Source organism: Steroidobacter denitrificans (genome assembly GCF_001579945.1).
Lineage (GTDB): Bacteria > Pseudomonadota > Gammaproteobacteria > Steroidobacterales > Steroidobacteraceae > Steroidobacter > Steroidobacter denitrificans.
The window spans coordinates 1940685-1954999 of sequence record NZ_CP011971.1 but is presented as its reverse complement, the minus strand read 5'-3'; the positions used below and the strand labels follow the sequence as shown (position 1 = coordinate 1954999).

12 protein-coding genes are annotated in these 14315 nt (G+C 62.4%); 3 read left to right on the top strand and 9 right to left on the bottom strand.

Translation table 11 applies throughout. The features are described 5' to 3' along the window. Positions 1-7: 7 nt before the first annotated feature. The gene (locus ACG33_RS08965) at positions 8-1123 is read left to right on the top strand and encodes an adenylate/guanylate cyclase domain-containing protein (protein WP_157071729.1); all 1116 of its coding nucleotides are present in this window, start codon (positions 8-10) and stop codon (positions 1121-1123) included. Between the two features lie 137 nt (positions 1124-1260). Here the strand turns inward: ACG33_RS08965 and ACG33_RS08960 are convergent, their stop codons facing one another. The 5 genes from ACG33_RS08960 to gspC form a co-directional block, all read right to left on the bottom strand. Continuing rightward, a complete protein-coding gene (locus ACG33_RS08960) occupies positions 1261-1527 on the bottom strand; it encodes a hypothetical protein (RefSeq protein ID WP_066920509.1) in 267 nt (88 codons plus the stop codon). A gap of 85 nt (positions 1528-1612) precedes the next feature. Continuing rightward, a complete protein-coding gene (gspF, locus tag ACG33_RS08955; protein WP_066920507.1) occupies positions 1613-2836 on the bottom strand; it encodes a type II secretion system inner membrane protein GspF in 1224 nt (407 codons plus the stop codon). Positions 2837-2838: 2 nt separating this feature from the next. Further along, complete coding sequence (gspE, locus tag ACG33_RS08950; protein ID WP_407696495.1) at positions 2839-4350, bottom strand: type II secretion system ATPase GspE; 1512 nt, start codon at positions 4348-4350, stop codon at positions 2839-2841. Positions 4351-4385: 35 nt separating this feature from the next. Further along, positions 4386-6488: a type II secretion system secretin GspD gene (gene gspD, locus ACG33_RS08945; RefSeq protein ID WP_066920503.1), complete on the bottom strand. Its 2103-nt coding sequence runs from the start codon at positions 6486-6488 to the stop codon at positions 4386-4388. A gap of 85 nt (positions 6489-6573) precedes the next feature. Continuing rightward, positions 6574-7533: a type II secretion system protein GspC gene (gspC, locus tag ACG33_RS08940; RefSeq protein WP_066920501.1), complete on the bottom strand. Its 960-nt coding sequence runs from the start codon at positions 7531-7533 to the stop codon at positions 6574-6576. Between the two features lie 252 nt (positions 7534-7785). Here gspC and clpS point away from each other — a divergent pair, with 252 nt between their 5' ends. Together clpS and clpA are read left to right on the top strand one after the other, a co-directional pair. Then, entirely contained in the window at positions 7786-8103 is a 318-nt protein-coding gene (clpS, locus tag ACG33_RS08935; protein WP_066920500.1) for an ATP-dependent Clp protease adapter ClpS, read from the top strand. Between the two features lie 43 nt (positions 8104-8146). After that, complete coding sequence (gene clpA / locus ACG33_RS08930) at positions 8147-10426, top strand: ATP-dependent Clp protease ATP-binding subunit ClpA (protein WP_066920498.1); 2280 nt, start codon at positions 8147-8149, stop codon at positions 10424-10426. A gap of 87 nt (positions 10427-10513) precedes the next feature. Here clpA and infA read toward each other — a convergent pair whose 3' ends face one another. The 4 genes from infA to trxB all read right to left on the bottom strand — a co-directional run bounded on the left by infA (position 10514) and on the right by trxB (position 14039). Then, entirely contained in the window at positions 10514-10732 is a 219-nt protein-coding gene (infA, locus tag ACG33_RS08925; protein ID WP_066920496.1) for a translation initiation factor IF-1, read from the bottom strand. 85 nt (positions 10733-10817) lie between these two features. After that, positions 10818-11612, bottom strand: a complete 795-nt coding sequence (gene aat, locus ACG33_RS08920) for a leucyl/phenylalanyl-tRNA--protein transferase (protein WP_083536635.1) — start codon at positions 11610-11612, stop codon at positions 10818-10820. 32 nt (positions 11613-11644) lie between these two features. Then, positions 11645-12964 (bottom strand): GNAT family N-acetyltransferase, encoded by a 1320-nt coding sequence (locus ACG33_RS08915; RefSeq protein WP_066920494.1) that lies wholly within the window; start codon positions 12962-12964, stop codon positions 11645-11647. 73 nt (positions 12965-13037) lie between these two features. Beyond that, positions 13038-14039 (bottom strand): thioredoxin-disulfide reductase, encoded by a 1002-nt coding sequence (trxB, locus tag ACG33_RS08910; RefSeq protein WP_066920492.1) that lies wholly within the window; start codon positions 14037-14039, stop codon positions 13038-13040. Positions 14040-14315 lie beyond the last annotated feature (276 nt).

Here is a 14315-nt window from a genome sequence, read left to right as displayed (position 1 = left end):
GGGACACATGTCGGCTGTCTTCAGAGCCTTGCTCGTCAGCAGCGGCGGCGCCTGCCGCGCCTGGCTCGAACGATTCATCGATGGTACCGACATCGCGATCGAGGCCGTCGTGCCGCCGTTGGAGGCGCTCGCCGGCGTGGCGTGCCGTGCTCCGGACATCATCGTGATGGACGCGGATAGCAACCTGCAGGTGATGACTCAGCTTTGCGGCGTGCTCAAGACGAATCCGGCCACGGTGTCGCTGCCTTTGCTGGGTCTGGCACGATCGGGCAAGCAGCGTCTGGCCGCATTCGAGGCGGGTGTCGACGATTTTTTGACTCACCAGGTGCGGCGCGAGGAGTTTTTGATCCGGGTGCGCTCCATGCTGCGCATCAGTGCGGCACGGCGCCAGCTTGCGGCGGAACAGCTTGCCGAGGAAGTACGGCGACGTGAGGCGATCCGCGACGCATTCAGGCGTTATATTTCGCCGAAGCTTGCCGATCGGATCCTTGCCAGCCCGGAGCTGCGCGATTCCTTCTTCGGCGGTACGCACACCCGGGTGCAAGCGGCGGTCATGTTTGCGGATATGCGCGGCTTCACGGCCCTCTCCGAGCGGCTGAATCCCGCTGAAGTCGTCGAACTGCTCAACGAGTTCTTCGCACTGCTGACGGACATCACTTTCCGTTTCGATGGCACGGTGTTCAGTATGGCCGGCGATAGCCTGATGGTCGGCTTCGGCGTGCCGGTCGAGCAGGACGATGGAGCCAGGCGCGCCGTTCAGGCCGCACGACTGATGCTGGTAGAGTTTTCCACGCTCGCTCGGCGCTGGCGTGAGCGTCATCAAGTCGAGACCGGGCTGGGGATCGGCATCAATGTCGGCGAAGTCATCGCCGGCAATGTCGGCTCACCATCCTATATGAACTACACCATCATCGGTGATACGGTGAATGTCGCCTCGCGGCTCGGTCAGCGGGCGAGGGCAGGGGAAATGCTGTTTTCCGATGCCGTGAAGCACTCATTGGAGGAACAGGGCCTGGATATCGCAGCTTTGTCGCTGCCCGCGCTGATTCTGCGCGGACGTTCCAGCCCCATCGATATTTTCTGCGTACCCAGCGGCCAGAGGATCGATTTTCGTCCTCATTGAGCGCTGCGCCTGCATGACTGCGCGATACATGTTGCGCAAGCCGCCCCGGCCCCGACATTTACGCGCGGCGGGGAGACTCCTCGTACAGTCCGGCGATCCGCCCAGCCCGACCCAGCCCGATCCGCCGGCGGCCGGCGTCACTTGCCTTTGCGCTTCGAGCGTTTCGTACCGATACCGGCCTCGTCGTCCCCTATTTCATAGTCGTCGAAATCGGACAGCTGTTCGGCGGTCTGGCGTTCCTCGCGAATACGCTCCAGGCGTCGCCAGGCCGGCTCGCCGGTTTTCGGCGCATTGCGCTTACGCTTATCGAGATCGGCGATCAAATAGTCGACGTCGAGTTCGTCGGTATCTCCCGAGCCCTCGTCATCGTCGTCGTCGAAATCTTCTTCCGGCTTTTCGCTCATCACTGCGCCTGGGCAATACGGATGGACCGTCGCGCGAGTATATAAAAGGAAGCGCGCCGCATCGCAAGAGTGTCTTGCAATGTGCTTAGACGATGAGCTGATTGAGCTGGAATATCGGCAGTAGCATGGCGAGTACGATGAGCAATACCAGACCGCCCATCAGCAGAATCATCAGCGGTCCCAGAAGGCCGACGACGGCGCCTAAAATGGCGTCCATTTCGCGCTCCTGATTGGTCGCGGCACGGTCCAGCATGATCTCCAGATCGCCGCTGGTCTCGCCGCTGGCGATGAGATGAATCATCATGGGCGGGAAGATTTTCGTGGCGCCCAGCGAACGGCCGATCGATGCGCCTTCCCTGACCCGTGCGGCGGCCTCCTGCACGGCATCGCGCATCGGCAGGTTCGTCACCACTTCCCCGGAAATGCGCATGGCCTCCAGCACCGGCACCGCGCTGGAGGTCAGAGTGGAGAATGTCCGTGCGAAGCGCGCCGTGTTGTTGCCCCGAACCAGCTTGCCGATCAGCGGCAGCCGCAGCATGAACGCATGGAAGCGGCGTTTCGCCGCCGGGTCGCGCAACCAGCGCACGAACAGGTAGCCCGCCAGTCCCAGGATCACCAGCAGCAGCAGGCCCCAGTCACGCAGGAAGTCGGAAATCGAGATCAGGCCGCGGGTGAGTATCGGCAGCTCCGCCTTGGAGGTTTCGAACTGCTTGACGATCTTGGGTACGACGAAGGTCAGCAGCAGGGCCACGATCGAGATGCAGACGAAGAACAGCAGTACCGGGTACAGCATTGCGGACAAGGTACGGCTGCGCAGCTGCTCACGGGTTTCGGTATAGTCGGCCAGGCGCTCCAGGACGGTGTCCAGGTGTCCGGACTGCTCGCCGGCCGCCACGGTCGCCCGGTACAGCTCCGGAAAGGCGGCCGGAAAATCCGCCAGGCCGTCGGCCAGGGTATGGCCTTCCATCACCTTGGCGCGTACGCCCATGACGATGCTGCGCACATGCGGTTTTTCCGTTTGCTCGGACACGGCCTGCAGCGCCTCTTCCAGGGGCAGTCCCGAACGCACCAGAGTGGCGATCTGGCGGGTGAGCAGCGCCAGGTCCGCGGCCGAGGCGCTGCGGCGGCGTGGCGCGAACGTGAAGCGGTTGCGCTGCCGGGCCTGATGCTCCGAAATTTCGTTGACCGACACCGGTAGGAGATTCCGATCGCGCAGCTGCTGGCGTACCTGGCGAGCCGTATCGCCTTCCATTACGCCTCTGCATTCGCGCCCGCCGGAATCCACGGCGATGTACTCGAACGCGCTCATCCTCAGTCTTCCCGGGTGACTCGCAGGATTTCGTCGATCGTCGTGATGCCGTCGAGGATTTTGTGGCGGCCGTCATCGCGGATGCTCGGAGTCAGCGTGCGGGCATGGCGTTCCAGTTCCTGCTCACCGGCGCCGTCGTGGATCATGGTGCGCATCGCATCGTCCACGAGTACCAGTTCATGGATGCCGGTACGCCCCTTGAATCCCAGACTGCCGTCGTTGCCGGGACGATACAGGGTCGGCGGGGGCGCATCGGCCGGAATGTTCAGCAGGCGTCGCTCATACTCGCCTGCGGTGTAGGCTGCCTTGGTCGCCGGGTTGAGCACCCGCACCAGGCGTTGCGCGAGCACGCCGATCAGGCTGGAGGACAGCAGGAAGGGCTCCACGCCCATGTCCCGCAGCCGCGTCACGGCGCCCACAGCCGTATTGGTATGCAAGGTGGACAGCACCAGGTGTCCGGTGAGTGATGCCTGCACCGCAATATGCGCCGTCTCCAGATCGCGGATTTCACCCACCATCACCACGTCCGGATCCTGGCGCAGGATCGCGCGCAGGCCGCGGGCGAAGGTCATTTCCACCTTGGTGTTCACCTGCGTCTGGCCGATGCCGTCGATGTAATACTCGATCGGATCCTCGACCGTCATGATATTGCGTGTGTTGTCGTTGATGCGTTCCAGCGCCGCGTACAAGGTCGTGGTCTTGCCGGAACCGGTCGGACCGGTGACCAGGATGATGCCGTGCGGCTTGTGGATCAGTTCGTCCATGAGATTCTGGGTGCGAGGGTCCATGCCCAGCGAGTTCAGATCCAGCCGCCCGGCCTGCTTATCCAGCAGGCGCAGCACGACGCGCTCACCGTGGCCGGCCGGGATCGTGGAGACGCGCACGTCGACCGCGCGGCCGGCGACACGCAGCGAGATGCGTCCATCCTGCGGCAGGCGCTTCTCGGCGATATCGAGTTTGGACATGACCTTGATGCGCGACACCACCAGCGGTGCGACGGCGCGGCGCGACTGCAGCATTTCACGCAATACGCCGTCGACCCGGAATCGCACGACCAGGCGGTTCTCGAACGGCTCGATATGAATGTCGGAGGCGTTATCCTTGACCGCCTGAGTCAGGATCGCATTGATCAATTTGATGATCGGTGCCTGATCGTCGCTTTCGAGCAGATCCGAAGGCTCCGGCAGATCCTGTGCAAGATGAGCCAGATCGGTATCCTCGTCCATGTCATCGGCCATCCGCTTGGCGACGTTGGTGCTGTCCTCGTAGTGTTGTATGAGCAGTCGATCGAAGCTGTCCGAGTCGACGCGCCGCAGCCGCAGCGGCAGACCCAGGACACGGCGCACCTCGGCGATGCTGGCGGGATGCGCGCCGGCGCGATAGACGGCTTCCGCCGCCTGCGCTCCCGCCTGCTGCACCAGCACCCCATGGCGCTTGCAGAACGCAAAAGAGAGCATGAGGCCGGCAGCGGCGCGCGCCGGGAGAAGATCCTGTGGATCGGAACCTGCCGGCATGGGCGGCTTAGGGGGCACCGAGTCGGCGGGCGCGCTCATGGGGAACTTGGCGAAGAGCTGTTCGCGGCCGGTGCATCCTGCTCCTGTGGATTCGTGCCTGGCACGGGCGATCCGGTGCCGGCGGTGGGATCGGCGTACTTCGACAGATCCTCGATCGGCGGCAGTAACGGCTGATGTTCACCGGGCATCAGGGGTACGCGGCCGTTGCGGCGTTGCATCTGCCGATCGCGTATTACATTGTATTTGGCATTGGTCTCGATGGCCGCGGAGATGCCGTCGCGCAGGATGGTCGGCCGTATGAAGACCATCAAGTTGCGTTTTTCCTTGGCGCTGTTGCGCGTCTTGAACAGCTCTCCAAGCAGCGGAATCGAGCCGAGAACGGGCACGCGGCTTTCGCCTTCGCGCACCGTGTCGCTGATCAGTCCGCCCAGCACAATGATGCCGCCATCCTCGACCATTACGGAAGTGCTGATGGTGCGCTTGTTGGTGATCAGATCGACGGCGCCTTGTACGCCCTGGGCGACACTGGAATCCTCCTGTTCGATCTTGAGCCGCACCGAATCGCCTTCGTTGATCTGCGGGGTGATCTTCAGGATCGTACCGACTTCCTCGCGCTGAATGGTCTGGAACGGGTTGACCGAGCCTTGATTGGCGCCGGTGTTCGTGAACGAACCTGTCAGGAACGGCACTTCCTGTGCCACTTTGATTTCGGCCTCTTCGTTGTCCAGGGTGATGATCGACGGGGTTTGCAGAATGTTGGAGGCCGTATCGCCGCGCAGTGCGCGCAGGATTACCGCAAAATTGGTTCCGGAATCCAGGAATCGGCCGGCACCCAGCGTCAGGCCCAAGGGTAGCCCCGAGTTCGCCAGCGAGTCGGAATCGCGGATCGCTGCGGCGATGCTGCCGATGCTGGCGTTGCCGACCGGCTGGTTGAACGTACCGATCGGCACCGTGCCATCCGAATCGGTATTGACCACGGCCCAATTAACGCCGAGTTCCGCCGCCTTGCTTGTGGATACTTCGACCAGGATGGCTTCGACCAGAACCTGCGCGCGGCGAATGTCGAGCTTGTCCACGATCGTCATGACCTGCCGCATGACCTTGGGCGGCGCGGTGACGATCAGCGCGTTGGTCTGCTTGTCCGCCCAGATGATGGCGTTGCGATCGGTCGCTCCGGCCGCCGGCGCGCCGGCGGCGCCGGGAGCGGCGCCGATGATCTGCTCCTTGAGCTTGCCGGCGATCTGTTCGGCATCGGAGTAGTTGAGATAGCGTACCTGGGTATCGCCGCCGGTTTCCAGCGGGGTATCCAAATGCGTCACCAGCGCCTTCAGGCGCAGGCGCTGGGCTTTCTCGCCGGAGAGCAGCACGCTGTTGGTACGATCATCGGCGACTAGTTTGGCGGCGCTGCGCGGCGCCTCGCCCTGAGCCGCCGGTCCGCTGAACAGATTGTTGACGACTCGTACGATTTCCCCGGCGGTGGCATGTTCCAGACGAATGATGTCGATCTCCTCGTCCCCACCCTGATCCAGGCGCTGGATGATGCGCATCATGCGATTCACGTTGTTGGCGCGATCGGAAATGATCAGCATGTTCGATGCCGGATAGGCCACCAGGTGGCCATACTGCGGCACCAGGGGACGCAGGACCGGGACCAGGGCCGCGGCGTTGATATTGCGGACCGTGATGACCTGGGTGACCAGTTCATCCGAGCTGGCGCTGACGCGACCGGGCAGATCGTTTGCCGGCATCTGGCGAGCGTTTGCGTCGGGAATGATCTTGACCACGCCGTTGCCGCTGGCCACCGCGACGAAGCCATGCACCTGCAGAATGGACAGGAATGCTTCGTAGAACGCCTCCGGCGACATCGGGGTGGATGAAAGGATCGTGACCTGGGCGCGCACCCGCGGATCGATGATGAAAGTCTTGCCGGTGATCTGGCTGACCGCATCGATGATCTCGGTCAGATTCGTGTCGCGAAATGCCGGTGTGATCGTCATCTGCGAACCCGACGGCTGCTGGGCCGAGACGAACGGGATGCACATGGCCAGGATGAGCGCGCCGGCCCGGGACAGCATGCGGCGCCGGACGGTCCGGTACGCTCCGACGGAGTCGGCGGTGTCGTTCTTGGAGATCGTCATGGACGGTCCTTATGAATCATTGTTCCGCTCCACCTTGGATTCATCGCCGGGGCCGCGGTACCGAGCGGATTTATCCGCATCGTCGTCATGGCGGTGCTGCATCGGCGGTCTCGTTTGCCGAGGGAGCGCCAGAATTCGAGCCGGCGAGATCCGCGCTGGGCAGCGTGATCTGCGCTGTGTTGAGCGTCAGCTCATGACTTTGGCCGTTGCGCTCCACGGTCAGGCTGGCTTGGCCGGAACTGGCCAGCGTGTCGAAAATCTCCCGGCCGCGCTGCGGATCGTCCAGCGGGGTGCCGTTGATGGCGATGACCAGATCCCCGGGCCGCAGGCCGGACTGTGCAAACTGCTGGCGATTGCGTCCCGGATATACACGAAATCCGCGCTGCACGCCGCCGGCGAATACCGGTTGCGCGCGCACGATTTCCGCAAGCGCGCCGGGATTGTTCTGGGCGATTTCGCGCAGGCTTTCGGCGAACTGCCGTGGCGCATTCGCCGGGGGCGGTATCCGGCTGATGGCGACACTCGAGCTGCCGAGCTTGGGCAGCAGCAGGGCTTCGAGCTTGCCGGCGTTGTCCAGGATCACCCGATCGGCGTACACCTCGTGCAGGCGGGTACGGGGACGTATCGCAGCGCCCGTTGCATAGACTTTCCCGGATTGGGCGGACTCCCCGATGATGGCAAAACCCTTGCGCGGATCGTTACCGGCGAACACGGCCGAGAGCGCCAGGTTCATCCTGGTTTGCGGCGCCGGCTCGGCAGCGCCTGAGGGAGTTTGGGGCACGCCGAACAGGTGGGCATCGGCGATCGACTGCACATCGATACCTTTATGGATCTGAAAAGCCTGTCCGGGCGCGGGATGTATGGGGCCCGGGTCCTGCGCCGGACTGGGCTCCAGCAGCAGCCAGAGAAGATTCACCAACTGCCAGGCAATCGCAACCATCAGCACGGCAGCAAGGATCCGGGGCAGATGCATGGCGGCGCGACCCAGCCATTGGCGTGCCGGAAACGACTGTAGCTCGCGCAGGCTGACGGCCAGCGAAGTCATGACGCTCGCGGTCCCATGGGCGGCAGGCCGGCGACAGGAGGAGCGGTGGCGGCGGGACCGGCTGCTGTATTCATGGAAAAGATGAGCTGGGTTCCTCGTCCTGGGATCCCCATCATAAGGAGTGTTTCGAGTTTGTCACAAGAGACTGTTCTCATTGATGAAACTTCTGTTGCCCGGCAGCGCCCGGGAGGGTGCCTTGTATTGTCGCGCCTTCCACCCTATAAAGAGTCCAAAGAGTTGAGCATCGCGTCGATGGCTGAAGAGCGTACACGGCATGACCGGGAGCTGGTGGCAGAAGAAGCTGAGCCCAGGCTCAAGCAGCCGCCGCTCTATCAGGTCATTCTTCTGAACGACGACTTCACACCCATGGAGTTTGTCGTGGACATCCTCGAGCATATCTTCGGCATGGGTCGCACGACCGCGACACGCGTCATGCTGGAGGTCCATACTCGGGGCAAGGGCGTCTGCGGGGTGTTTACCTACGAAATCGCCGAGACCAAGGTGGCGCAGGTGACCGCGTATGCCCGTCAGCATCAACATCCACTATTGTGCACGATGGAAGAGGCCTGAGAGCGTTAGACCTGGGATCCTTGGAGATTGAGACTGTAGCAAAGTGTTAAGCAGCGAACTTGAAATCTGCCTCAACGAGGCATTCCAGGCGGCGCGTGAAGCGCGGCATGAGTTCATGACCGTGGAACACCTGCTGCTTGCGATCGTGGATACGCCGAAGGTACGCGAGATCCTGCGTGCCTGCGGTGCGGACGTCGTTCGGCTGCGCAATGACCTCAAGGATTTCATCGATCAGACAACCCCGCGCCTGAAGGACGAGGACGACCGGGAGGTGCAGCCGACCCTGGGTTTCCAGCGGGTGCTGCAGCGCGCGGTATTCCACGTGCAGTCCAGCGGCAAGAAGGAGGTTACGGCGGCTAACGTACTGGTGGCGATCTTCAGCGAAAAACATTCGCATGCCGCCTATTTGTTGTCGATGCAGGATGTTGCACGTCTCGATGTGGTCAATTTCATTTCGCACGGGTTATCAAAGGTCGCCGAGGACCGCACCGAGAAGGACGATACCGGGTCCGGCGCCGAGGAGCGGGCGGGTGAAGCGGATGGCGGCACGATGCTGGAGAAGTTCACTACCAATCTCAACAAACAGGCGATGGAAGGGCGCATCGACCCACTCATCGGCCGGCGTCTGGAAATCGAGCGGACGGTGGAGATTCTGTGCCGTCGGCGCAAGAACAATCCGCTGTATGTCGGTGAGGCCGGCGTCGGCAAGACTGCCCTGGTAGAAGGTTTGGCACGCTTGATCGTCGAGGACAAGGTGCCCGATGTGCTCGCCGACTGCACCGTCTATGCACTGGATCTGGGTGCGTTGATCGCCGGCACGAAATATCGCGGCGACTTCGAGAAACGTCTCAAGGGCGTGCTGAACGAACTGAAAAAGCAGTCCGGGGCGATCCTGTTCATCGACGAGATCCACACCGTGATCGGCGCGGGTGCGGCATCCGGCGGCGTCATGGACGCTTCCAACCTGATCAAGCCGGCGCTGGCCAACGGCGAGTTGCGCTGTATCGGTTCGACCACCTACAGCGAGTATCGCGGCATCTTCGAGAAGGATCATGCGCTCGCCCGGCGTTTTCAGAAGATCGACATCGTCGAGCCGACGGTTCCCGAGACCGTGGAGATCCTCAAGGGTCTGCGCTCACGTTTCGAGGAGCATCATGGCATCCGCTACGACGATGACGCCCTCAGTGCCGCCGCCGAGCTTGCCGCACGCCACATCAACGATCGCCAATTGCCCGACAAGGCGATCGACGTCATCGACGAGGCGGGGGCGCGCCTGCGCCTGAAGCCCGAGGACCAGCGTGAAACCACAGTGACCACACCGATGATCGAGGATGTGGTTGCACGGATTGCGCGTATTCCACCCAAGAACGTCTCGACCTCCGACAGGGACGTGCTGCGCAACTTGGAGCGTAATCTCAAGCTGGTCATCTATGGCCAGGATCCGGCGATCGAGTCGCTGGCTGCCGCCATCAAGATGTCGCGCTCCGGCCTGGGCGACGAGCGCAAGCCGGTCGGCTCGTTCCTGTTCGCCGGACCCACCGGGGTCGGCAAGACCGAAGTCACGCGCCAACTCGCCATCGCCCTGGGTGTCGAGCTGATCCGGTTCGACATGTCCGAATACATGGAGCGCCATACGGTCTCGCGCCTGATCGGCGCGCCGCCGGGATATGTCGGCTTCGATCAGGGGGGGCTGCTCACCGAAGCCGTCAACAAACATCCTCACTGCGTTTTATTGCTCGACGAGGTCGAAAAAGCGCATCCCGACGTGTTCAACCTGCTGCTGCAGGTGATGGATCATGGCACCTTGACCGACAATAACGGCCGCAAGGCGGATTTCCGTCACGTGGTCATCGTCATGACCACCAACGCCGGTGCCTTCGAAATGAACCGGCCCTCGATCGGCTTCATGCAGCAGGACCATGCCACCGACGCCATGGAGGCGATCAAGCGGCTGTTTTCACCGGAGTTTCGCAATCGCCTGGATGGCATCATCCAGTTCGACGGGCTCGATAGGCACACGATTCAGCGCGTCGTCGACAAGCTGCTGGTGGAAGTCGAGGCGCAGCTCGAACACAAGGGGGTGCAACTCCACGTCGATGACGCTGCACGCGAATGGCTGGCCCGCAAAGGTTACGATCCCAGGATGGGCGCACGGCCCATGGCGCGCGTCATCCAGGAAGCGATCAAGCGACCGCTGGCGGAAGAACTATTGTTCGGACGCCTGGCGGGAGGCGGGCACGCCTTCGTTACCTTGGGGTCCGACGATGCGTTGAGCGTCGATGTCCGCGCCGACACTGAACAGCCTTTGCTGGAAGGCAGCTGAGGGTCTGGGGCCGCAGAAGATCCTGGGAAGACAGCCCCCGTCGGTCAGGGGAGGTAAGAGCGGACGCCAGGGCGGATGGGGCGGCGCTCAGCGTCCGCGATATACGATACGGCCTTTGGTCAGGTCATAGGGAGTCAGCTCGACGGTGACCTGGTCGCCGGTCAGGATACGAATATAATTTTTGCGCATTTTTCCTGAAATATGCGCAATCACGACGTGGCCGTTCGTGAGCTGGACACGAAAAGTCGTGTTGGGAAGGGTGTCGACGACACGGCCTTCCATCTGAATGGCGTCCTCTTTCGACATGCACTCTCTGAGAATTGCCCGGCGTGTCGCCGGAAAGCGCGCGAATTGTGCATAAAGGCATGAAGCATTGCAATGTTAAAGCATCTTAATGCCGGGAATGCAGCACGCCGAAGTCCTGTGCCCAGACCGTTCGAACAGCTTGTGGCGCCAGCGACACGGCTGCTTCGCAGGCGGCCGCATCGAGTTGCAGCGGCCGTGCCGGAGCAGGCTCGTCACCGACATGGCTGCGCAACAGAGTGATGAATTCCGCCCGCGGAATCAGCTGGGCGCCCATGCTCAGCAGATGCGGTGTCGCCATTTGACAGTCGATCATGCGAAAACCCCGGGCGAGCAGTTCGTCGCACAGCTGTTTCAAGGCCACCTTGGAGGCATCGCGTTCGATACTGAACATGGATTCGCCAAAAAATACCCGGCCGATCGCCACGCCGTACAGCCCGCCCACCAGGCGGTCCTGCCGCCAGGTTTCCACCGAATGCGCCAGTCCCAGCTTGTGCAGCCTTAGATAGGCCGCCCGCATCTGCGGCGACAACCAGGTGCCGCCGGGGCGCAACTGCGTACTGCTGCAGTTGCGGATCACTTCACGGAAGGCCGTGTCCATGCGGGTCACGTAGCCGCGGTTGCGAATGGATTTCCACAGGCTGCGTGAAATCTTCAGTTGCGAGGGAGTCAGCACCGCGCGTGGATCGGGACTCCACCACAGGATGGGTTGCCCGCGTGAATACCAGGGGAAGATGCCTCGCCGGTAGGCAGCGATGAGCCGTGCCGGCGACAGGTCGCCGCCGGCGGCCAGCAGGCCATCCGGCTCGCGCAGCGCCTGATCCACGGCGGGGAAGGCATCCGGAGAATCGTGTTCCGACAGCCAGACGATCGAACCTTTCATAGCACATTCTCGCTTGGATCCTTGTCAGAGGTTTACCGCTCGCGATCATTGCGATCACCGGTACGATCGGTCCCACGCCCCGCTTCGTGCCCGACCCTGTCATCGGCCCCCGGACCGATCATGGGATCGGCGGGGCGCATCTCTGTATCGCGGCGGAACGGCAGATGTTCCTCAACCTGGCGGATGTATTGATCAACGGCGGTGCGCTCGGCGTCAAGATAATTATCGATGGCATGGTAAAAACGCCGTTCGGCGATCCAGTGGGCCGACCAGGTCGCGGTCGGCTCGAAACCGCGCGGCACCTTGTGTTCCCCCTGGGTCCCTGGCTCGAAGCGCGCCAATCCATGCTGGATACAGTACTCGATGCCCTGGTAGTAGCAGGTTTCGAAATGCAGGCTATGGAAATCCTGTGCGGCGCCCCAGTAGCGTCCGTAAAGCGTATCGGCGCTGCGGAAAAAGATGGCGGCTGCGATCGGCGTTCCCCGGTGACAGGCCAGTTTGACCATGACGGCACCCGGCAAGGCGCGCGCGACGCGCCGGAAAAAGGCGGCATTGAGATAATGCTCATGGCCGCGCGACGCGAACGTTGCCGCCGAGAAGGCAAATACGATGTCCCACGAGACGTCGTCCATTTGCTCGCCGGCCAGAGTCTGGAATGTGATACCCGCCTCGCGAATACGCCGACGTTCACGCAGGGCTTTTTTACGTTTTTCCGCGCGGAAGCTGGTCAGGTAGGCATCGAAGTCCGCGTAATCGCGGTTGAACCAGTGGAATTGGCAATCCTTGCGCCACAACAGCGCGCCATGCGCCGCCCCGGGATCGCCCGGGGAGGTGCGCTCGGCGGATCCTTGCGCCGAATACTCCTGCAGTGCCGCACGATCGGTTTCGTCAAGAAACAGCAGATGTGCCGAGGACAGCTGCTCCCGCCGTGCATGGACGATCAGCGCCTCGCACAGGCGGGCGCACAGACTGGCGGCTGAGGTGCTGCCCCGCGCCAGCAGCAGGCGCGGTCCACTGGCGGGCGTGAAGGGCGCCATGCTGACCAGTTTAGGATAGTACCTGAGTCCGGCCTGCGCATAGGCCTTGGCCCAGCTCCAGTCGAACACGAATTCGCCCCAGGAATCGTGTTTGCGATACAGAGGCAGAGCCGCCTCGGGCCGGCCCCGGGCATCGTGCAGCAGCAAATGTTCCGGTTTCCAAGTCGTACCTTGACCGACACAGCCCTCCAATTCCAGCGCCTGCAGGAATTCGTGGCGCATGAACGGGTGACCATCCGGCACCAGAGCGTTCCATTGCGATGCCGGGATATCCTGTATGGAGGACAGCACCCGCACGGCGGTAGCGGCTTGCATGGATGGGGCAGGCTGTCGAGTGGCGGTTGAGCGTGTATTCGCGTCCGCAGTCTACAGGCGCATCGCCGCGTCTTCAGCGTGCAGCGAGCGCGTCGATCGTATCCAGATATTTATCGGCATCCAGCGCCGCCATGCAGCCGCTGCCGGCCGAAGTGATCGCCTGGCGATAGACATGATCGGCGACATCGCCGGCGGCAAATACCCCCGGCACGCTGGTTTGGGTGGCATTGCCGTTCAGACCGGAGTTCACGATCAGGTATCCGCCTTGCATTTCCAGCTGCCCGGCGAACAACTGCGTATTGGGCGCATGTCCCACGGCGATGAAGACACCGGTGACCGGCAGGACGCGCCGGTGCCCGCTACTCGCTCCGGATTCGCCCGCGGCCGGCTCTTCGGCGACTGAAGCGATGCGCAGGCCCGTGACGCCGCTGTCATCACCTATCACCTCGTCGACGACATGATTCCATATCACGCTCATTCTGCCTTCGCGTTCACGCTCGAACAGCTGATCCTGAAGGATTTTTTCCGCACGCAGCGTATCGCGGCGATGGATCAGGGTGACGTGCGCGGCAATGTTCGACAGGTAGAGGGCTTCCTCGACCGCGGTATTGCCGCCGCCGATCACTGCCACGCTCTGGTTGCGAAAGAAAAAACCATCACAGGTCGCGCATGCGGATACTCCGCGTCCTCGATATTCCTGCTCGGACGGCAGACCGAGATACTTCGCCGTGGCGCCCGTGGCGATGATCAGCGCCTCGCAGGTGTAGGCGCCGCGGTCGCCCTCCAGATGGAAGGGACGCCGTGACAGATCCACCTTGCCGATATGGTCATCGACGATCTCGGTATCAAAGCGCTCGGCGTGCTTGCGCATGCGTTCCATCAGCAGCGGTCCAGTCAGGCCGTGCGGATCGCCTGGCCAATTGTCCACCTCCACCGTGGTCATGAGTTGGCCGCCTTGCTCCATGCCAGTGATCAGCACGGGACGACGATTTGCGCGTGCGGCGTACACCGCTGCCGCATAGCCCGCAGGTCCGGAGCCCAGGATCAGCAGCCGGGAGTGTCGGGGGGTGCTCATGTATGATTGACCTCGATGAAAAGTTAGGACGGGCCGCGGCAGGGAAATATCCGGGCAGGTGACCGCTGCTGCAAGCCCTGAATCCGGATTTTCGACGCAGCCTGGTTGGGGCATTGCGCTGCCGGACCCGCATCGGCGAGTCTGGACGATGTTTTCCAGAGTTGCGCCTGAGTAGAGTTGCGCCTGAGATCCGCTCCGCTGCCGCGCGCACCGGAATGTGATTTGTTAAGCTTGGAAATGTTCAATTGTATATCAATTGATTACAACTGACTTTTG